The 21426-nt window shown below is 36.6% G+C and carries 22 protein-coding genes and 1 pseudogene; 15 read left to right on the plus strand and 8 right to left on the minus strand.

The annotated features are described in order from the left end of the window. Positions 1 to 21: 21 nt before the first annotated feature. Positions 22 to 1257: a peptidase T gene (gene pepT / locus AACH31_RS04285; RefSeq protein WP_161832007.1), complete on the minus strand. Its 1236-nt coding sequence runs from the start codon at positions 1255 to 1257 to the stop codon at positions 22 to 24. A 193-nt stretch (positions 1258 to 1450) separates the two neighbouring features. On the opposite strand from pepT, the gene lepB reads away from it, so the two are divergent. Continuing rightward, positions 1451 to 1948, plus strand: coding sequence for a signal peptidase I (gene lepB, locus AACH31_RS04290; protein ID WP_161832008.1), 498 nt, complete (start codon positions 1451 to 1453; stop codon positions 1946 to 1948). Between the two features lie 12 nt (positions 1949 to 1960). Further along, positions 1961 to 2854, plus strand: coding sequence for an RluA family pseudouridine synthase (locus AACH31_RS04295; RefSeq protein WP_338617951.1), 894 nt, complete (start codon positions 1961 to 1963; stop codon positions 2852 to 2854). A 50-nt stretch (positions 2855 to 2904) separates the two neighbouring features. On the opposite strand, the gene AACH31_RS04300 is transcribed toward AACH31_RS04295, so the two are convergent. The 3 genes from AACH31_RS04300 to AACH31_RS04310 all read right to left on the minus strand — a co-directional run bounded on the left by AACH31_RS04300 (position 2905) and on the right by AACH31_RS04310 (position 4434). Continuing rightward, complete coding sequence (locus AACH31_RS04300) at positions 2905 to 3306, minus strand: cytidine deaminase family protein (protein ID WP_262950895.1); 402 nt, start codon at positions 3304 to 3306, stop codon at positions 2905 to 2907. A 145-nt stretch (positions 3307 to 3451) separates the two neighbouring features. Next, on the minus strand, positions 3452 to 4096 hold the full coding sequence (locus tag AACH31_RS04305) for a restriction endonuclease (RefSeq protein WP_161832011.1): 645 nt from the start codon (positions 4094 to 4096) through the stop codon (positions 3452 to 3454). Between the two features lie 146 nt (positions 4097 to 4242). Continuing rightward, a complete protein-coding gene (locus tag AACH31_RS04310) occupies positions 4243 to 4434 on the minus strand; it encodes a hypothetical protein (RefSeq protein WP_161832012.1) in 192 nt (63 codons plus the stop codon). A gap of 477 nt (positions 4435 to 4911) precedes the next feature. Between AACH31_RS04310 and AACH31_RS04315 the strand changes: the two genes are divergently transcribed. From AACH31_RS04315 to AACH31_RS04335, 5 genes and pseudogenes are all read left to right on the plus strand, one after another. After that, the gene (locus AACH31_RS04315; protein ID WP_161832013.1) at positions 4912 to 5865 is read left to right on the plus strand and encodes a sigma-70 family RNA polymerase sigma factor; all 954 of its coding nucleotides are present in this window, start codon (positions 4912 to 4914) and stop codon (positions 5863 to 5865) included. 340 nt (positions 5866 to 6205) lie between these two features. Next, a pseudogene (locus AACH31_RS04320) lies at positions 6206 to 6472 on the plus strand (pirin family protein); the annotation flags it as partial. Positions 6473 to 6565: 93 nt separating this feature from the next. Next, entirely contained in the window at positions 6566 to 6850 is a 285-nt protein-coding gene (locus AACH31_RS04325) for a hypothetical protein (protein ID WP_255421506.1), read from the plus strand. Positions 6851 to 7109: 259 nt separating this feature from the next. Next, entirely contained in the window at positions 7110 to 8123 is a 1014-nt protein-coding gene (gene galE, locus AACH31_RS04330; RefSeq protein ID WP_161832840.1) for a UDP-glucose 4-epimerase GalE, read from the plus strand. 58 nt (positions 8124 to 8181) lie between these two features. Then, positions 8182 to 8622, plus strand: coding sequence for a VanZ family protein (locus AACH31_RS04335; protein WP_161832841.1), 441 nt, complete (start codon positions 8182 to 8184; stop codon positions 8620 to 8622). A gap of 22 nt (positions 8623 to 8644) precedes the next feature. On the opposite strand, the gene AACH31_RS04340 is transcribed toward AACH31_RS04335, so the two are convergent. Next, positions 8645 to 9103: a hypothetical protein gene (locus tag AACH31_RS04340; RefSeq protein WP_161832842.1), complete on the minus strand. Its 459-nt coding sequence runs from the start codon at positions 9101 to 9103 to the stop codon at positions 8645 to 8647. A gap of 780 nt (positions 9104 to 9883) precedes the next feature. Here AACH31_RS04340 and AACH31_RS04345 point away from each other — a divergent pair. Beyond that, a complete protein-coding gene (locus AACH31_RS04345) occupies positions 9884 to 10483 on the plus strand; it encodes a YkyA family protein (protein WP_161832843.1) in 600 nt (199 codons plus the stop codon). A gap of 186 nt (positions 10484 to 10669) precedes the next feature. Further along, positions 10670 to 11098, plus strand: a complete 429-nt coding sequence (locus AACH31_RS04350) for a GNAT family N-acetyltransferase (protein WP_161832844.1) — start codon at positions 10670 to 10672, stop codon at positions 11096 to 11098. 40 nt (positions 11099 to 11138) lie between these two features. Here the strand turns inward: AACH31_RS04350 and AACH31_RS04355 are convergent, their stop codons facing one another. The 3 genes from AACH31_RS04355 to AACH31_RS04365 form a co-directional block, all read right to left on the minus strand. Then, positions 11139 to 11522, minus strand: a complete 384-nt coding sequence (locus AACH31_RS04355; protein ID WP_161832845.1) for a hypothetical protein — start codon at positions 11520 to 11522, stop codon at positions 11139 to 11141. Between the two features lie 155 nt (positions 11523 to 11677). Continuing rightward, on the minus strand, positions 11678 to 13012 hold the full coding sequence (locus tag AACH31_RS04360; RefSeq protein ID WP_262953900.1) for a TldD/PmbA family protein: 1335 nt from the start codon (positions 13010 to 13012) through the stop codon (positions 11678 to 11680). 3 nt (positions 13013 to 13015) lie between these two features. Continuing rightward, positions 13016 to 14404, minus strand: a complete 1389-nt coding sequence (locus AACH31_RS04365; protein ID WP_161832847.1) for a TldD/PmbA family protein — start codon at positions 14402 to 14404, stop codon at positions 13016 to 13018. A gap of 683 nt (positions 14405 to 15087) precedes the next feature. On the opposite strand from AACH31_RS04365, the gene AACH31_RS04370 reads away from it, so the two are divergent. The 6 genes from AACH31_RS04370 (at position 15088) to AACH31_RS04395 (ending at position 21028) form a co-directional block, all read left to right on the plus strand. Next, positions 15088 to 15828, plus strand: coding sequence for a MurR/RpiR family transcriptional regulator (locus AACH31_RS04370; RefSeq protein ID WP_161832848.1), 741 nt, complete (start codon positions 15088 to 15090; stop codon positions 15826 to 15828). A gap of 212 nt (positions 15829 to 16040) precedes the next feature. Beyond that, positions 16041 to 17468 carry a 6-phospho-beta-glucosidase gene (locus AACH31_RS04375; RefSeq protein ID WP_262953899.1) on the plus strand — a complete coding sequence of 476 codons (1428 nt, stop codon included), beginning with the start codon at positions 16041 to 16043 and terminating at the stop codon, positions 17466 to 17468. Between the two features lie 14 nt (positions 17469 to 17482). Next, positions 17483 to 17797: a PTS lactose/cellobiose transporter subunit IIA gene (locus AACH31_RS04380; RefSeq protein ID WP_161832952.1), complete on the plus strand. Its 315-nt coding sequence runs from the start codon at positions 17483 to 17485 to the stop codon at positions 17795 to 17797. A gap of 13 nt (positions 17798 to 17810) precedes the next feature. Next, a complete protein-coding gene (locus tag AACH31_RS04385; RefSeq protein WP_262950890.1) occupies positions 17811 to 18113 on the plus strand; it encodes a PTS sugar transporter subunit IIB in 303 nt (100 codons plus the stop codon). A 17-nt stretch (positions 18114 to 18130) separates the two neighbouring features. Next, on the plus strand, positions 18131 to 19420 hold the full coding sequence (locus AACH31_RS04390) for a PTS sugar transporter subunit IIC (protein WP_161832092.1): 1290 nt from the start codon (positions 18131 to 18133) through the stop codon (positions 19418 to 19420). A 180-nt stretch (positions 19421 to 19600) separates the two neighbouring features. Further along, the gene (locus AACH31_RS04395) at positions 19601 to 21028 is read left to right on the plus strand and encodes a 6-phospho-beta-glucosidase (protein WP_161832091.1); all 1428 of its coding nucleotides are present in this window, start codon (positions 19601 to 19603) and stop codon (positions 21026 to 21028) included. The last annotated feature ends 398 nt before the right edge of the window (positions 21029 to 21426 follow it).

Here is a 21426-nt window from a genome sequence, read left to right on the forward strand (position 1 = left end):
AGGTTTTAATGGGGAAGTTGTTTAACGTGAATAGTTGAATGTTGCACCAAGCTCTGCAATTTTAACAATCACATCAACAGCTTTTTCCATTGACGGAACAGGGATATATTCAAATTTCCCATGGAAATTATGTCCACCTGTAAAGAGGTTAGGGGTAGGCAAGCCGCGGAATGATAAACCAGAACCATCTGTCCCTCCTCGAATTGGAATAATAAGTGGTTCGACATCGGATTCAATAAGTGCTTGTTTGGCTAATTCAACAATATACATTTTATCTTCAATTTGAAGGTGCATATTGTAATATTGATCCGTTAGTGTCAGTTCAATAGGCTTGGTTGGATATTGACGATTAAACTGCTCAGTTAATTGCTGAATAAATTGTTTGCGTTCATTAAATTTGTCTGAATTAAAATCACGAATGATAATTTTTAAAGTGGCTTCTTCACAGTTACCACTAATTGAAGTTAGGTGGTAAAACCCTTCATATTTTTCAGTTGATTGTGGGGTTTCAAGTTTAGGAAGGTGGTTCATGAATTCGGTGGCAATAAGTCCAGCGTTAATCATTTTGTTTTTAGCATCTCCAGGGTGGACGCTTTTTCCATGAATCGTTATTTTTGCTTCAGCGGCATTGAATGATTCATACTGTAATTCCCCAAGAACTCCGCCGTCGACGGTATAGGCAAAATCTGCTCCAAACTTTTCGACTTGGAATTTGGATGCCCCGTGTCCGATTTCTTCATCTGGAGTAAAGGCTACCTTAATGCATCCGTGCTTAATCTCGGGATGCTTCACTAAGTAGTCCATTGCTGTCATGATTTCAGCAATCCCCGCTTTGTCATCGGCACCAAGTAAGGTTGTCCCATCCGTTGTAACAAGTGTTTGTCCCACATATTGATTTAAAGATGGAAAATCATTGGGCGAAAGGATGATGTTTTTTTCTTTATTTAATAAAATATCTCCTCCTTGATAGTTAACAACTTGGGGATTAACATGGGTAGCCGTAAAATCAGGGCTCGTATCTAAGTGAGAGATAAAGGCGATGACAGGGACATCGTGAGAGATATTACTTTCTAATGTTGCATAGACATATCCGTTTTCATCTTTTTCAACTTGAGTTAATCCAATTTCTTTTAACTCCTGAACAAGGATATCCCCAAAGGCTAATTGCGATGGCGTTGACGGAGTTGTTTGGGCCGTGGGGTTTGATTGCGTATCGTATGTGACATAGTTTAAAAAACGTTCCATAACTGTTTTCATCAAGCATTCCTCCAATAATTATTTTGCTTAGTATGTGCATACCGGTTAAGGTTATGTATAGTCTACCATAATTTTGAAAATTATATAAGAGAAGTTGTCAGAAGTTTATGATTCTTTGCAGAAATCATTCGATTGAAGGAAAATGTGTTATAATAAGGAATGGGTATGACAATGAGAGAAAAGAGGGGATAACGTGAAGGAAGAAAGTACATGGTTAGACTATGCGGTCGAGATTGGATGTAGTTTAGGTATAGGGTATTTGATTTCACGCTTTGTTCGTGTGGCGATTGCACGAGGGGAATCGATGCGACCGACGATTAAGAACAATCAGCCCATTTTACTAGATTGTCGCCGTTCACGTAAGCAAAGGCTAAGAAGACAGGATTTGATCGCTTTTCGAGCACACCAAAAAAAGCAGTTGAAGTTTTTCTTAAAGCGCGTCATTGCGCTTCCAGGAGATCATTTGGTGATCGAATCGGGACGCGTTTTTGTTAATGGCCATCTGATTGAAGAGGATTACTTAAATGAACCGATGAACGGTCATAATAAAGTGGACCTCATGATTGACAAAGGAAAGTTATTTGTAATGGGAGATAATCGAAATGATAGTCTGGATTCGCGAAGTCCACGCCTAGGTGTGATTGATATTGAAAAAGATGTACTAGGAGTTGTTGTTCAATTAAAAAAGTAAGGAAGTGATCGAATGACAACGATTCGTAAAGATGAACAGTTAATTTTTATTATAAACGACGAACAGGCGGGACAAACAGTTCGTGAATTTTTACAGGGGTACCATCTATCTCGTAAAAAAATTCATGAGATGTATATGAATAAAAAGGTGAGATTAAACGGGAATAGCGTTTCTTTTGAAACAATCCTTCATGCGTCTGATGAACTGGCTATCGCTCTTTTTGAGGAGGAGGAAATTGATTTTTTACCTCAAAAGATGCCATTAGAAATTATCTATGAAGATGATCATCTATTAATTATTAATAAACCAGCTGGATTAATGGTTCATCCTGATCAAAAGGATGGGAAGGGGACACTTGCTAATGGGGTAGCTTATTACTATGAGAGGCGAGGAATGAAAAACCGTGTTCGCTATATTCACCGATTAGATACAGAGACGAGCGGTGGAATTATTTTTGCTAAAACATATTTAGCTCATAGTTTGTTAGATTATTGGTTAAGTGAGAAGAAAATCAGACGTTGGTATGTAGCCCTTGTTTCTGGCACGTTGAAGACGAAAAAGGGGAAAATCGACGCACCAATTGGAAGGGATCGTCATCACGGTGCTCGACGTCGTGTCAGTTCAACAGGGGATCGTGCGCTTACTTATTATCAGTTAAAACGACAGTATCAAGGATATGCCTTGGTAGAATTAGAGTTGAAAACAGGACGTACGCATCAAATAAGGGTTCATATGAGTCATCTTGGGCACCCACTTCTTGGGGATGTCCTATACGGAGGAGCAAAAGATAAAATGAAACGTCTGGCGCTGCATTCTGCACGGATTGAAATGCTTCATCCAATTACACGTGAACCGTTAATGCTACATATTCCAATACCAAACGACATGAAGCGCTGGATAAAATAATAAAGACCACCCATTAATAAGGTGGTCTTTATTATTTTATCCATTGAGGGTTATTCATCAAACTCTACATGTTTTGCCAAACGCCAATCATATGGAAGGAGATCTTTGAGTGGAACGGCCTTTGTACGATTAATAAGAATTTTGGCATGAATATTTTGGTCGTCAAGTTGACTAATAAACTCTCGACATCGACCACATGGGGGTAATATATTTCCCCGTTTATTGATGGCTACCATTTTTACGATATGACTTTCTCCGGCTGTAATCATAGCGGCAGCAGCCGCGTGCTCTGCGCAAAACCCCATGGAGCATTTAGTTTCAATGCAAACACCTGTATAAATATGGCCACTCTCGGTTAAAATGGCAGCTGCAACACTTCCAGCTTCGGCAGCAGCTGAGAGGCGACGGGGATTTAAAACTTCCGTCGCTTTACGAATTAATTCATCAAACATACAAGTCCCTCCTCATGGTATGAGAGATAGTTGGGTTTATAATAATAGCAGAAAAGAAATTTGAAGTCAATTAGTATTAACTATAGACAAAAAGGAGGATTTTATAAAAGGTAAGTGAAAAAACGGTCTCCTTGTATGAAAAAATTTACCAATCTGAGCTTTCGATTAGTGTCTCAATTAATTGCTCGCCATCAATTAAGAAAATAGGTTTATCTTTGGCAAATGTATAACAATCAGCGTCGAATGGGCTTAATGTTACAAATACGCCTTGATCAATTTGTTGGTTTCTCATCATTAAATGAAGACGTTCTAAATAGGATTGAGGAATTTCATGAGTGTTTGCATTTAAAAGGCAGGAAACTAACACTTTTTGATCTTCTAAATACATTTCAATGTCATAAAATTGTTCATTCATTCGTGGCGTTAAAAAAATTCGTTTGAATCCTTTGATCCGAAATAAATCGGCAACAAGTTCCCCAAAATCAGAAGGATTCATCGAAGAAACTTGCTGATAAAGCGCATTTTTTTTCTGCGTTAATTTTTTTTCTGCTAAATCGATACATTGGCTATCTCGTTTTAAATCTCGAGAATAGCATTGGTATTTTAAAAAACAAATCACAACAAATGAAAGTAATAAAAAGAGTAGTGTATACTGTGATGCTGTCCATTCCGCTAAGTCTAGGCTTAAGGTATAGCGAATTTGAATGAGAAAAAAGATGGACAGCAGTAAGGAACAATAAAAGAAAAACATCATTTGTTGACGCGATGATTTTAGTGAGTTTGTAGACATCCTAGGACCCCTCCGCTTAAATAAGTTTCTGTTAGTATGGATACTATTTGAAAAAATTATACCATTTAATGTAAGTTGATTGAGTTTTTTAGCCCACGAGTGGAGGGGGGAAGAAAAAGTCCTATCGGTATGATAGGACTTTTTAATTAGCGTTTTAAAAGTTGTTCTGTCGTACGACGATCTTTAGAAGATTGCGTATAACGTCGAGCTTCAGGTAATGATTTTTTTACCTCTAGACGTGTATCAGGGACGTTTCCTGTACCAAATTCAACATCATTTTTATTTTTAATACTTTGAACAGAAGCATTCATTGGAGATCCCATTTCATTTTTACCCATTGTTTTTGACTCCTTTCAAAATTCCAAGATTTTAGTTGGAATTTTATTAATAGTATGAACGACTCAATGATCAAATATGTATGTTAACGCTCAAAGTTGTCGAATAACAACGAATGGTTAGTTGTGATTTGATTGGAAGAGACGTGGCATCTTCGTGAAAGAGTGACTGTTTAAAGTGATCAAAAGTGCTTCGTGATGTGGAGGATGAACCGAAGTCATGAAAGAATTCTTATCTTTTTCAACGATAAAAGGTGATAATTAGAGAACTTGGTTAATATAATCAAAATGGAAATGGTTTTAAACGACCGTTAATTTTTGTTTACCTAAAAGAAGTGCCTCCGTTTATAAGAAAAAGAATGGATACCACTGTTTGACCGTCTGTAAAAAGGAGGGATTGATTCATAAACTGAGGTTGACATATCGTGTCATTTTAAAAGTTGTAGGACTGATCAAATTCGATGAAAGAGGGGATATCGAATGAACTATGTGGAGGTCACTGACCAAAAGGAAAGTTTGAATACAAAGACGAGGAAGAATCGAAATCAAAAAAAAGAGGCGATGAGCCGCGTGCCAGAGAGCGCACATAATCTTTTAATGAGAAAGCATTCAAATGATTATCAATATAATTTGGAGTATTTAAAAAAATATCGTTTAGAACATGATCAGTCGGCGCTTGAATGGTTAATTTTTAATAATACTAATTTAGTTCACAAGATTATCGGACGGTATACTAAATTTTATCACCATAAGTTAGATTACGATGATTTATTTTCAGTTGGACTCGAAGGATTGATGAAGGCGATTGAAAAATTTGATTTTAATTACGATAATAATTTTTCAACCTATGCAACGTACTGGATTAAGCAAGCAGTCACGCGAGCAATTGCAGATGAGGGATTTACGATTCGGATTCCTGTGCATATGTTTGAGTCGATTAATCAGGTGATGCGTTATGAACAAAAAGCGGATCAAGGTGACGAACCTATTGATGTGACCGATTTGTGTGGGGAGTTAAATATTCCAAAGGAGAAGTACGAGGCGGTAAAGCGTGTGCAAACCTACATGTTAAAGCCCACCTCTTTAAATGGGTTTGTATCAAAAGAGGATGAGGACACCGAATTACAAGATTTAATCTCAAACGACAACGAGTTGGTGTCAGAAGGAACCTCACGCTTGTACGATAATCCAGAAAAAAAAGCAATGGATGAGGATTTAAAGAATTATATGGATAAAATGATTTTAAATTTAAACCCTCGTGAACAGTTTGTTATTACTCATCGTTTTGGTTTAAATGGAGCCGAACGAAAGACGTTGGAAGAAATTGGTGCGATTGAAGGCGTGACGAGGGAGCGCATCCGACAAATTGAAGCGAAAGCCATGCGGAAGTTACGAACACTTCTCATTCGATATAAAGAGTATTTAATTCATTAAATAAATAGAAAAGGAACCTTGGATGAAGGTTCCTTTTCTATTAAAATATAGATGTGGTGTTTTTATAATTGGGAGGGTCTTTATACGATTCGCATGAGCTCTTTTCAAATAGGAATTCAATCATTTTTATATTTTAATGAGTGTAAAATTTTTCTATTTGTGCCATGAAGAATATGAGCTAGGAAAAGGGAAATACTAAATTTAATGAATGTCTAATCAGTTTAATTGATAGGGAAGTGTTTAAATTTAACTAGAAGGAGGTTGATGACATGATAAAAAAGTAGAGAAAAAAACGTTAGGAACTGCCTATCATCCCTCCCTTCAAAGCCTCTTTCATCTTTATAAAAAAAATCATCCGGAGTCCGCGAAGCGATTTAATCTGATTCGGACCATCAATGATGATAGTTTGCATCCTGGATATGGTTATCACTTTCATCCTCATAAGGAAGTTGAAATTTTAACTTTTATTTTAGAAGGTGAGCTAACATATACCGTGAAGGGGCAAGGTGGGGGATGTATGCGTCGGGGAGATTTTACTTATTTAACCGCGGGAAGTGGGATTGAACATAGCGAGTTTAATTGGGGGGATGTCCCTATGCGAATGATACAGGTTTGGATGAAACCTCAACACAAAAATTTACACCCTCACGTTCAATATGCGACCTTTAATGAGAACTGTCATTTGAACCAATGGTACCTCATGGCATCTGATGCTAAAAATAATCCCATTCAACTTCAACAAAATGTTCAAATTTGGGTATTGAAACAAGAAGGGAATAAAAAAACGGAGTTTTTGGTGGCCAAGAATCAGCAAGCCTATTTAGTTCAATTAGAGGGAAGTTCAACAATAAATGGTGAATGTTTGTCTAGATATGATGGTTTAGAGGTTTATGGAGAGAAAATTCAAATTATGACCGAAAGGGAGGCATGCTTTTTACTGGTTGTGACCCCTTTGTCAATTGGCACGGAACTGAATGAAAAATAAGATAGGATTGAGTTAAAAAGAAAGAGTTGAATAAAAATAGCGTGGTCTATCCTAAAAATAAATTGAGAATTTTGTATAAAAAACTAGAGGATTATGTCAAAAAAAATCAATTAGAGTTTTTTTATTCCAATAATTATGATAGAATTTAGAGGTCAATCGCTCATTTAAATGAATTAATTTTTGAGTAAAAAAATTCAATGTCTTCATGACAGGGTCGATGGGTCTCATTAAAATGTTTCGATAAGAAAGGATGAAATTTATGAAAGTATTAGTAACTGGAGGAGCGGGATATATTGGACGTACAGTTGTTTCTGCTCTTGAAGATCATGGACATACCCCAATTATTTTAGATTCACTCGTAACAGGACGTAAAGAATTTACGGAAGGGAAAATTTTTTATCAAGGGGATATTGCGGATCGTCAAGTGTTAGAAAAAATCTTTTCTGATCACCCAGAAATTAAGCATTGCATTCATTTTGCTGCATTAATTGTTGTTCCCGATTCAGTGGCGAACCCTTATGAATATTACAAAGAAAATGTAGCCAAATCATTAGAATTATTTAAAAATTTACATGAATTTGGTTGCGATAATATTGTCTTCTCTTCTTCGGCTTCTGTTTATGATGTCGTTCCAGGGTTTAAAGTGACAGAGGAGTCTCCGTTAAAACCATCTTGTCCATACGCACGAACAAAATATATGATGGAAATGGTGTTACAAGATTTCTGTCATGCGTATGGAATGCATGGAATTGCTCTTCGCTATTTTAATCCAATTGGTGCTGATCCAAAATTACGCTCAGGATCTCATGTTCAGTTTCCATCGCACGTACTAGCAAAATTATTAGAGGCTGCTTCAAGCGATGAAACAGTGTTTAATATTACAGGTGTGAATTGGCCAACGCGTGATGGTTCAGGAATTCGCGATTATATCCACGTTTGGGATTTAGCAATGGCACACGTTAAAGCATTAGAAAACTTTGATCAAGCGTTTGCCCATGCAGAGAACCCGAATGATTCTTATTTAGTGATTAATTTAGGAACAGGTAATGGGGTAACAGTTAAAGAGCTAGTTTCAATCTTCGAAACCGTTTTAGGGCGTGAAGTGAACAAGAAAGAAACAGATCCTCGTTCAGGAGATGTTGCAGGAGCTTATGCAAGCTGCGAACGTGCGAAAAAATTAATCGATTGGGAAGCGAAATATACGATTGAAGATGGTATTCGAGATGCTTTCCGTTGGGATGATATCCGCGAAACGATTTTAAACTATAATTAGTTAATTAAATGAAGAAATCCCCCTAATTTAATTAGGGGGATTATGTTTGGGGGTCAAGATGAAGCGTAAGGTAAAGTGGTGTCTATTATTAGGATGGATGATTGTTATCTTTTTATTTTCCCATCAGACGGGGCAGCAATCAAGTGAGAGTAGTGGGCTAGTTGAAAAGTTATTTTCTATTTTTCCTTTTTTACCGGATCAAATTTTAGGAGTGGAGTTGCACTTTTTAATTCGAAAAGCGGCTCATTTTACAGAATATTTTATTTTATATCTTTTAATGTTTAGTGTCTTTATAGATTATGCAGTTTTAAGGAGAGTGTTGCTTTATACATTATTTGGCGTTTTTTTATATGCCTGTACTGATGAGTGGCACCAATTGTTTGTTCCCGGACGAGTAGGTTCATTTAAAGATGTCTGCATTGATACTGCAGGTGGGACGCTCGCTATGGGGTTGATTTTGCTATCTTATTATATTCAAATCAAACATAAAAGGGCTTAAAGAATTAATTCTTTGAGCCCTTTTATGTTTGATCAGCTGGATGGCAGCACGATAAAACTTGATCTTGCAGTTTGGCTAATGCCTCCTTAAGTTCCTTGACTTCATTTTTTAAGTCTTCTTTTTCAATGGCTTCAATTTTTTCAAGGCGTCTATCCTCAAGTTCTTGTAAATAGGCCCCTTGCTCTGCGATATACTCAATATTGGTTGCAATAACTTCTAAAAAGTTACCTATTGCCTCTTGCTCCTCAGGGTTATTTGCTTCCATTGCAATTAAAATGGCAATAATAAATCCGAGTGTAACTAATGCGTAAGGGTCCAGTGAAAGTAGAAATGGAAGAAATCTGGGACATTCAGGTGGAACTTTATCCTCTGCCTCAAGTGTTTCTTCATCGGTTTGTCCAAGTTCTGCATCAATGCTTTCACTTGTGAAAAAAGGGGATGGTGGAGGTGGTGGCGGAGGCGGTGAAAAGGCCTGTCTCATAATGATGACCCTCCTCTTTAAAAGGATATCATAATATATACTTATGTTAAAATCTAGATTCTGTTCCTTTAGGTCAAATAAATGGCTAAGTAGATTTCAAGTTTAATGGGGATTATTGAATCGTTAGGGGAGATCATTTGAAAAGAATCCACACAGTGATTTAATAGAAAGAATCATGGGTGATAGAGCGATAGGAAATGTTTTGAAGTTATTCCATTTTGTTAGGTATGAAATGAATAAAAGTGGGGAAAGTATATATAAGTGCAGATACAATGATACTGCCGTTAAACTTTTGTCATGGGGAACGTCTAGGTGCTCACCTGCGGTAAAGTTCTTACCGTTTAAAATGACGTAATATGTTTAGTAGGAGTGCCTCGCAACATAGCGATGATTGGAGGGCGATTATAACGGTTTAAAAGAGTGGTGTGAGTAATTATGGGTGAGAGGGTGGGCTCATAGTGACACTTAACGTGTTCAAAGTGAAAGGATTGTTATTCCGTTTACTTGTCTGTTAAAAAGGATATAGCAGGAAAGTTGGATAAAATAAATATGAAGTTATTGATGGTGATTAAAGATATTTTATTAAAAGGTTTAATGGTTGATCAGACGTTTTAATCGAATACTTACCTTAAAATCTTACCGTAGAGAGGAGGAACTGCTACGAGACAGCGTATAGCTAAACAGGGGCTAACCGTTGCAACGGTATAAATAAGATTAGCTCAACGAAAAAATTTGAATTTAGGTATAGGGTTGTCGGTGCTTGAAGTGGCGGTGTTATTCATGAAAAAGTTATTTATATTAGTGAGTCTTTGTATCACGTTGATGTTAATGGGGTGTCAAGGAAAGACAGAGTCTAAAGTTTTTCAAGTGCTAAATGAGCATATTAAATTGCAAAATGAGTGCAATCGGCAGTATGAGACGTTAACTGAGTTATTCAGTCAGGAAACGGTTCTTTATAATCAACTGATGGATCAAGGATTTGAAGACTTTGAGCAGATAAAACCTTTAGTCGACGAGGGAAGTCAATTAGTTAAAGAGATTGAATCACAACTTCAGGATTATCAAACATGTGTTGATGAAGCAAGTTTAGATGAAAAGGAACTAGGAGCAGTGGACAGTGAACCATTAAATCAATTAGTTTCAACCTATCAAATTTACGAACAGGAGTTGGAGCAATATACGCAGTCATTAATTTCATTAAATGAGGCACAACAAAATTTTTATGAGGTTATTAATGATCAAGTATCCATTGCTACACTTGATGAGCGCATAACAGCTATTAATTTAGCTATTGATGAGGCAAATACCCATTCGATGAAAGAACAAGAAGCATTAGAAAATTTCAATCAGCTATATAAAGAATATGGTAAAATGAAATAGATTGCCTCACTCATTAAAGTCGAAGTTTTACATCGGCTTTTTATGAGTGCTCCACTTTAAATCCATTCATCGCGCTACCTATTAGGATAAAAAGGCGAGGTATTTAAAGAGTCACGCAAGAAGAGATTGCTTATCAAGAGAATGGAGGGAATAGCAAAACAAAACCTTGGTTTTGCTCGTTGAAGAATGAAAACTATTTTAGCTGAAAAACAAGCACATTTTATTGATGCGTTAACCATCCGTACCCTAGTATTTATTGGCGAACAGGATGTTCCAGTTTGGGAAGAAATTGATGATTACGATCGCTTTGTTCCTCTATTTGTGATTTATGAAGGAAATCGGGCATTAGGCACAGCGCGAATTATTCCCAAAGAAAAGGGGATTTATAAAATTGGTCGTGTGGCGATTAGACAGGAAGCCCGTAGTCGGGGTGTTGGAAAGAAATTGATGCAAGATGTTATGAACTATATTAAGAAGGAGACAATGGCAAAGGAGATTTGTTTAGATGCTCAATTAACAGCTGTTCCTTTTTATGAAAAATTAGGATTTAACGTTTATGGGGAAGTTTTTCAGGATGCTGGAATTGATCATATTTCCATGTCTTATAAAGGATAATGCTATAAAAAAAGTTCACTTCAAATGAAGTGAACTTTTTTTATGCAAAGGTTAAGTGTAACGCAGACTCTGACGTAGATTCGTTAGATTCTTCAGGTAATTCTTGGTGGTACATGGCCAATTTAGGTTCATTATTAATTGCACGGATAAATTGTTCATATTGGGTTCCCGACTGTACCATGACTTCTAGGCAAGCTAAGATTTCGTGTTCAGCCAATGGACGTAATGTATATTCAAGAACATTGCATTCTTGTCCATGGGCAAAAGTAATGTCGTATTCAATCATTGTGCGTGCAACAACGTGAGATGATTGAATAAAGCCAACATAATCTAAGCCTAAATCTGGGCGATGTGTATCTTTATGTTTAAACTCAATTTGTTGTACAAACTGATAATTTTCAAAAATTGGACGTGGTATTAACATAGAATCTACTCCTCTACTTGAAATGTGTTACCGGTTATAGAAATAGTGTAACCCATCTCTTTTAATAAAAAAGGAGAAAAAAGGCGATAACCCCTCCAATATTATCAACAAAAAACGACAATACTAAAGGGGTTATCTGCATTTATAAAGTTGGTTTATTCGCCTGCAACTGCTAATGACTGAATAAACAGGGTTGGAGAACCAACCGTTGAAGGTCCAAATTCGAGATCATTTCCAATTTGTTTGATGTTTTTTAATAAGTCAAAGAAATTTCCGGCAATGGTCATTTCATGAACAGGATCCGTTAATTGTCCATTTTCGATTAAAAAGCCATTTGCTGATAAAGAAAAATCGCCGGAAATGGCATTTAATCCGCAATGAAGTCCTTGCACATCCGTGATGTAAATTCCATTGAACGCCGCTTTTAGAAGGTCTTCTAATGGAGAGGCCTGAGGCTTGATGTACATATTGGTTGGTGAAATGTTAACGGAACTTTTAAAGCTTGCTCGTGAAGCGTTGGCAGTAGAGGTCGTCTTAAAAATCTTCGCTGTTGTTAATGAGTGGAGATAGGTCATTAAGACACCATCGGTGATGACTTCCTTTTTATAGGTTGCTACACCTTCTCCATCAAAGGAAGAACTTCCTAAACCATTTGGAAGATGCGGGTCGTCAATGAGGGTAACGATGGAGCTTGCAATTTGCTTTCCAATCTGTCCTTTTAATCGTGAGAGGTCTTTAATGACTGCATCCGCTGAGAAGATACCACTCATGGCCTCTAAAATATCACCGGCTACTAAGTTTTTTAAGACAATCGGATAGGTTCCAGATTTGACCTTTTTAGCACCCAGCTGCGAAAGGGCAGAATGGACGATTTTTTTTGCGAAAGACTCTGCTTCGTAATCGCTAAAGTCTGTACTAATAATAAAATCACCATCATTTTTGTTTTCGCCATTTTCACTTACAAGGACGCTAACATAAGCGTAAGCAAAATTTTGTCGCTCACTCACATCAAGCCCTTTTGTATTTTTTAGAATCACTTCACTTGCACCATTTGAGAAAGAGCAATAGTCAACCGATTTAACGCGTGGGTCCAAAGCAAAACATGCTTTTTCTATGGCCTTTAAGAACTCAATCTTTTCTAATGCGGTTACCTCATTAAAGGAATGATGGTAAAGTTCTAGCTTTACATAATCCTTATCCCCCGCATAAAGTTGCTCGTTTTCTTCCTTTTCCATCACTGAAGCATTGTCAATGACACTTGAGATGATGAATGGGATGGAAGAATCATCACATTTCTCAGTATAGGTGTATCCCATTTGACCTTGATAAATTCCTCGAAATGATAACCCTTGAGTTTTTGAGACAGAGTAGGCATCAACATTTTGTTCGAATACTTTGCAAGAAAAATTATCGTTTTTTACAAGATAGACTTCCATGTCTGTTAATCCAGCCTCGTATCCTGCTTTAAATAGTAAATCGATATTTATCATTTATTATTCCCCCTTTGCACCACCAACGGTAATTTCTTTCACACGAATAGCAGGCTGCCCGACATCGGTTGGAATAGAACCACTGGCTGCCCCACACATTCCCTGGGCACGGGATAAATTATTTCCTACCATATCGATTTGATGTAAAATTTCAGGTCCATTTCCGATTAACATCGCACCACGGATAGGTTCTGCAATTTTTCCATTACGGATAATGTATCCTTCATTCACGGCGAAATTAAAGTCACCTGTTCCAGGGTTCACAGAACCGCCACCCATACTTTTTGCATAGAGACCGTACTCCGTATTTTTAATCATTTCATCCAAGGTATGATTACCATTGGCAATAAAGGTATTTGTCATACGAGAAGTCGGTGCAAATCGATAGTTTTGGCGTCGTCCAGAACCTGTTGATGCCATATTCATTCGGCGACCATTTAGTTTATCAATCATATAACTTTTTAAGATCCCGTTTTCAATTAATACTTTTCGTTGTGTGGGGGTTCCCTCGTCATCGACATTTAACGATCCCCATGCATTTTTAATCGTACCGTCATCGATTGCTGTGACAACGGGACTTGCAATTTGCTCACCGAGCTTATTTGAAAAAACAGAGAGCCCTTTAGCAACGGAACTAGCTTCTAAACCGTGTCCACACGCCTCATGGAAAATGACACCACCAAATCCATTATCCATGACAACTGGCATTTTTCCACTTGGACAAAGACCAGCATTTAACATTGTGACAGCTTGGCGGGCTGCGTCGTTTGCAAAGAAATCAGTATCCAAATTCTCGACAAACTCAAACCCCTGTAAGGCACCAGGGCCGTATGCCCCTGTTTGCATTTCTGAGCCATTAGAGGCGACAGCGCGGATGGATAATCGTGTATAGACGCGCGTGTCTTCAACAAGGGTTCCTTCAGTATTGGCGATCAGTACGTGTTGTTTTCTTTCAGAAAGACCAGCAGCGCTTTGACTAATAGATGGATGATAGTCTTTAATCACTTGGCTAATTTGACGTAATTTTTCGACTCGACGCGAGGCGGGAACATCGTTTAAATCAGTTTGGACAAGGTGCTGATTCATGATGTTTTGACGTACTAAATTTAATGGTTTTTTTAACACAGGGCCGATTAGAGCAGAGGCAATTTCACGCGTTGTTTTTAATAGATTATCGCGTGAGGCATCATTTGTATATCCGTAAACTGAATTTGTTCCTTGAAAAAGTCGAATTCCAATTCCAAAATCTTGGCCTCGATTTGCTTTATCTACTTTGCCGCCTACTAAATCCATTGATTGGGTTTGTGTTTGTTCGACGTAAAGTTCAGCGAAATCTGCCCCATAGGACATCGCCTCATCCAAAACATCGTTAATTAAGGCTTCGTTTAACATAGGTTTATACCCCCTTTTTATGCATTATTAATTATTATACCATATTATGGATGAAAAACTACGTGGGCAGATTAAATAAATAGGAAAGTTGAGACGAACGATATAAATAGAGGCTGTTGTTTTTTATAAGGCTGTGCTGTTGATTAGAAAGATAAAAATGGGAGAAGAGAGTGGTACAAGAAATTGAGGAGGCTGATACATTTATACAATTGTTTTGTTTTATAGGAAGAATAGGTGTTAAGTTAAAGGATCATACTAAATGAAAGGTTATAAATGATTATTTATCAAAAGATAGAAAGTGAGTGAATGTCTAACTATGATTCATTATCTTGGCTTTATCATCGGATTTGGGGTGAGTCTTTTTTGTTCCGGTCTATTGATGATTCGTTATTTACATCGCAAGGAGAAGACTCCTACATCGGAGTAACTGATGAGGATTATATGGGTTGGATAAATAGAGGATGAATTATGTTGCTAGGGGAATTTCTTTTGGGGCAAAGGTCATAAAAGATGACGAACAAAGAAGAGTCTGGATAAATTTGTTATATAATTTTGTTTTTTACTAAAATAACAATTGAAAAGAAAGCGGTTTACTTATATAATGAAAAGGAATTTGATAGAGGATTTTAAAAAGGCTAATAAACCAGATGGGACTCTGATTTATTGTTATGGAGGGGGACGGAATGTTTACTTGTCAGGAAATTAAATCATTTAATGCGCTAGAGTTAGAGGTTTATAACTATATTATGAGACATCAAGATCAGGTCGTAGAGATGAAGATAAGGGAACTAGCAGATGCTACCCATGTATCGACGACCACCATTTTACGTTTTTGTAAGAAAATTGGATGCAATGGATATTCTGAGTTTAAATTAAAATACAGAATGTATTTGAATCAGGAAGACAAACGAATCCAGTCTGCCGACACTGCTATCTTATTAGATTTTATAAATCGAGTGGAATTAGAAGAGTTTAATCAAAAATTAGATGAGGTAGCGGGGTTAATTTACTACGCACAAAAAATTATTTTTATTGGTATTGGAAATTCAGGGATATTAGCTAAATATGGTGCGCGATATTTTTCAGGAGTCGGAAAGTTAGCCCAGTATATTGATGATCCATTTTATCCAGTACCTCCGGGCTATTATGATGCATCTGTTATTATTGCGCTCTCTGTTTCCGGAGAAAGTAATGAGACAATTAACCAGTTAAAACGATTTACGGGTTTTAACTGTGCAACCGTAGCTATTACTAGCAGTGAAAAAAATACGATTTCTAAAATTTCTGATCTGACAATTAGTTATAACTTTCCGTTAGAGCGAACGTCTGTAGAGTTAGATCTAACAACGCAAGTACCGGTCCTACATATTTTAGAAAAGTTAGGTAAAAAAGTTCAATCACTTTCTTTCAATAAGGCTATATAAAAAATAGTTTAATAATGACCCTACATGAGGATGTTAAATCGAATAGGTAGGGTTTTTTTATGCCCAAAAGATGAAGTCTTTGTTTTTTTTATGTAACAAATTCCTAAAAATGCTAATTGTTATTTTGGGTTTGTAAAGTGTTGCCAAAAATGTAAGCGCTTGTTATTATAGCGGTGTAGGAAGAAATTAATGATACTTGGGAGGGAAAGTTTATGTCTAGTTCATTTGGAAAAGATTTTTTATGGGGAGGGGCTGTAGCTGCTCATCAACTTGAGGGTGCGTGGAATAAAGAGGGAAAAGGGATTAGTATTGCAGATGTTATGACAGCAGGTTCGCACGACATTCGTCGAGAAATTACTGATGGAGTGTTGGAGGGAAAGTATTATCCTAATCATACGGGGATTGATTTTTATTCGCGATATAAAGAGGATATTGCCTTATTTGCCGAAATGGGTTTTAAGTGTTTTAGAACATCGATTGCCTGGTCAAGAATTTTTCCAAATGGAGATGAGTTAGAGCCAAATGAAGCGGGATTAAAGTTTTATGATGATTTATTTGATGAATTATTGAAGTATCAAATTGAACCGATTATTACACTTTCTCATTTTGAGATGCCTTATTATTTAGTAAAAGAGTATGGAGGTTTTAGGAATAGAAAGTGTATTGATTTCTTTGTAAGATATGCTGAAACAGTTATGAGACGGTATAAGGACAAGGTAAAATACTGGATGACGTTTAATGAGATTAATAACCAGGCCGATTTTGAAGAGGATATATTTCCTTTTTGTAACTCAGGAATTTTGTTTCATGAGGGGGACAATCGTGAGGAGGTCGTTTATCAGGCAGTACACCACGAATTAGTGGCAAGTGCTAGGGTGGTAAAAATAGGACATCAAATAAATCCAAATTTTAAAATCGGGTGTATGATGGCGATGGTTCCCCTTTATCCGTATTCATGTAATCCAGATGATGTCATGCTTTGTGAAGAAGAGATGCGAAAACGTTGGTATTATGCTGATGTTCATTGCCGAGGTGCTTATGGAAACTATGCAAAGAAATGGTGGAAACGTAAAGGTCTAAATATTGTAATGGAACCAGGAGATGAACAAATTTTAAAAGAGGGAACGGTCGACTTTATTGGGCTAAGTTATTATATGTCCGGAGCCATAAAGGCTCATTTAGAGAATAAGGGAGATGTAGCATTTAAAAATTTTATTAAAAACCCATATATACAAGAATCAGATTGGGGATGGCAAATAGATCCAGTAGGACTAAGATATACATTAAATCTTCTTTATGATCGATACCAGCTTCCTTTATTTATTGTTGAAAATGGGTTTGGTGCAGTGGATCAACAATTAGAGTCTGGTGAAATAAGAGATGATTATCGAATTGAATATTTAAAAACTCATATAAGGGAGTTACAAAAGGCTATCGAATTAGACGGAGTTGATGTTATTGGATATATGCCTTGGGGATGTATTGATTTAATCTCATTTGGAACAGGTGAAATGAAAAAACGTTATGGTTTTATTTACGTTGATCGTGATAATGAAGGAAATGGAACATTAGCTCGATATAAAAAGTTATCATTTAATTGGTATCAGCAAGTTATCAAAAGTAATGGAACCGTACTTTAATAGGGGGGAAAATAGTGAAGGGAAATGAGTTAATTAGTTTTCAAATTATTTCATCCGTTGGCACTGCACGTAGTTTATACGTAGAGGCCATTCAGGAGGCAAAAAAGGGAAATATAGATGGAGCAAGGCAATTAATTGAAGATGGAGTAAAAATATTTGTGGAGGGGCATCGAGCACATGCCTCACTCATTCAAAAGGAAGCAGAAGGAGAACAGACAGCATTTAGTTTATTGTTAATGCATGCCGAAGATCAATTGATGACAACAGAAACATTAAAAATTATCGCAGAGGAGTTTATTGATATCTATCAAGATAAATTTAATCGCTAAGGGGGAATTGAAAATGTTAAAAATTAAATTATTTTGTGCGGGTGGAATGTCAACAAGTATTTTGGTGAAAAAAATGTTAGAGTCAGCTGAAAAGAAAGGGATTGCGGTAGAGATTGCTGCTTATCCTGAGGCACAGATGGATCAGCAAACAGACGATTGTGATATTGCGTTATTAGGACCACAGGTAGGGTATCGTTTAAAAACAGCACAACAAATTTGCAAACCAAAAAATATTCCGGTTGCGGTTATTCCAATGATCGATTATGGAACGATGAATGGAGAGAAAGTATTAGAGTTTGCATTGAATTTAAAATAAAATAGGGGGGGATTTAAATGCAAGAGTTTTTTACAAATAAAGTAATTCCATTAGTTATGAGATTTGTGACATTAAAAGGTGTGGTCGCATTAAAGGATGGGCTGTTGTATAGTATGCCGTTAACAATCGTTGGATCTATCTTTTTGTTACTTGCCAATTTTCCGATTCAAGCAGTTGTTGATTGGCTAGATTCAATGGGATGGATTGATCCATTAAACCAGGCATATGGAGCTACGTTCAATATTGTTGCGCTTATAGGTGTTGTTGGAATTGCCTATGAGTATGTTAAAAATGAGGGGTATCAAGGATTAAATGCTGGTGTTTTGGCGGCTGTTTCATTTGTTTTAACTACTAATCCTTATGTAGTCGCTGAGAACGGAACAGTCGTAAACAATGTAATTGATAAAACGTGGACGGCAGGACAAGGGATGATTGCGGCTATTGTAATCGGACTACTTGTTGGTTGGACTTACGCTTGGTTTATGAAACATGATATTCGAATTAAAATGCCTGCCGGAGTTCCAGAGGGAGTAGCCAATTCATTTACAGCATTAATTCCTGGTTTTGTTATTATTACAGGGGCAACGCTTATTTATTCATTCTTTAAATTTGTTTTGGATACAACATTTATAGAAGCGATTTATTCATTTATTCAAACACCGTTACAAGGATTAACTGATTCATTAGGTGGAGTTATTGCTGTTGGGTTAATTATTCCATTCTTATGGTGGTTTGGGGTCCATGGATCAACCATTGTCGGAGGAATTATGGGTTCTTTACTTCAGTCGAATTCATTAGCGAATCAGGCTATTCTTGATGCGGGCTTAGAGTTAACCATTGAAAATGGAGGTCGTATTGTGACCCAACAGTTTATTGATCAATTTATGACAGTTACGGGTGCCGGATTAACCATTGGTTTAGTGGTTTATATGATTTTCTTCGCTAAATCAGTTCAGTGTAAGGAGTTAGGAAAGCTAGGAGGTGTACCGGGATTATTTAATATCAATGAACCTATTTTATTTGGGTTACCAATTGTTTTAAATCCATTCCTTCTTCTTCCGTTTATACTGATGCCAGTTATTTCAGGAATTATTTTATATTTCTGTATGTCGATCGGGCTAGTTCCATTATTTTCAGGAGTTATGGTACCTTGGACAACGCCACCAATTATTTCAGGATTCTTGGTTGGAGGATGGAAAATGGCCTTATTACAAACCGCTATTTTAACTCTATCGTTCTTCGTTTATCTTCCATTTATTAAGAAAATAGACAGAATGAACTATGAAGCTGAAAAAGCCGCAAATTAAATGAAAGTCAAGAAAGATATAGACGATTAGGATGGATTAAATAATGAATTAATTTAGGGAGGTATCTTATGAGAATCCGTAACTAAATGTTTACGGGTTCCTTATTTCTCCCAATGGGGGTTTATCAATACGTACGATTGAAAGATAATAAAATTTTAAAAAATCACAGGAGGAATTCAAATGGCGTTTAGAGAGAACTTTTTATGGGGAGGAGCAACTGCTGCAAACCAATGTGAAGGAGCATATTTAGAAGGAGGACGTGGATTAGCTAATGTTGATGTTGTTCCAGCTGGAAGTGATCGTTTTTCAGTGGGATCAGGAATGATGAAGATGTTTAGTTGCAATGAAGAGCATTACTATCCAAGTCATGAGGCAATTGATATGTATCATCATTATAAAGAGGATATTGCACTGTTGGCTGGAATGGGGTTCAAATGTTATCGTTTATCAATTGCATGGTCACGAATTTTTCCAAAAGGAGATGAATTAGAGCCAAACGAAGAAGGGTTAAAGTTTTACGACAATGTATTTGATGAATGTTTAAAGTATGGTATTGAACCGTTAGTAACCATTTGTCATTTTGATGTGCCAATGCATTTAATTGAAACGATTGGTGGGTGGAGAAGCCGTCAAATGATTGACCATTATGTGAGATATTGTGAGACCATTTTTAAACGGTATAGAGATAAAGTAAAGTATTGGCTAACATTTAATGAAATTAATATGATTTTGCACTTCCCATTCATGGGAGCGGGATTGTATTTTGAGGAAGGTGAAAATAAGCAGCAGGTTAAATATACGGCGGCTCATCATGAGTTAGTGGCCAGTGCTTTAGCAACGAAGATTGCCCATGAAATAAATCCAGAATTTAAAATTGGATGTATGTTAGCTGCTGGAAATACCTATGCTAATACTTGTCATCCAGAAGATGTTTGGAGGTCAATTGAAAAAGATCGCGAAAATTATTTCTTTATTGATGTTCAATCACGTGGGGAATATCCGGCGTATGCTTTAAAACAATTAGAGCGTGAAGGTGTTAAAATTCCATTTGTTAAAGGGGATAAAGAATTACTCCAAACGTATACAGTTGATTTTATTTCCTTTTCTTACTATTCTTCTCGTTTAGTTAGTGCAAATCCAGACGTCAATAAAATGACAGAGGGAAATGTTTTTGATACTTTAAAAAATCCTTACTTAGAAGCAAGTGAATGGGGATGGCAAATTGATCCACTAGGTTTAAGGATTACATTAAATTCATTATATGACCGCTATCAAAAACCATTGTTCATTGTTGAAAATGGGTTAGGTGCCGTGGATATTCCAGATGAACATGGTTATGTAGAAGATGATTACCGTATTGACTATCTCCGTGAACATATTAGAGCGATGAAAGAGGCGGTTGAATTAGACGGGGTTGATTTACTTGGATATACAACTTGGGGGTGCATTGACCTTGTTAGTGCCGGAACAGGTGAAATGAAAAAGCGATATGGTTTTATCTATGTTGATAAAGATAATGAAGGTAATGGAACCTTAAGACGTTCGAAAAAGAAATCATATAACTGGTATAAAAAGGTGATTCACTCAAATGGTGAAGATTTAGAATAGATCTAAAGCCTCTCTTTATGGAGAGGCTTTTATGTTGTAATAGAACCTAATTAATAGACACTTACTTAATGTAAGCGAAAGTGGAGGGATAAAAATAAAAAAGGGGTATCTAATCAAAATTAGAACAGACGATGGAACCATCGTTAAGGAGAGGTAGATGATGTGAGTGAAGCACTTAGAGGTCGTATATATCGAAAATTAAAAGATAGTTTATGGGGATTTGATTTTATGAATGCAAGATCGAGATTTAGCAGACGATTTAACACAAGAAACAGTTTACCAAGTGTCTAAAACGCTTCATCATTTAGGGAGAATTTTAGATTATCACTATGGTGATGCCAAATTGCTACATTTTTTTGGTATAAGCAGTTAAAGAAAAAAGGTGATAGAGATGCAAA

This window comes from Turicibacter faecis, from assembly GCF_037076425.1.
GTDB lineage: Bacteria > Bacillota_I > Bacilli_A > MOL361 > Turicibacteraceae > Turicibacter > Turicibacter faecis.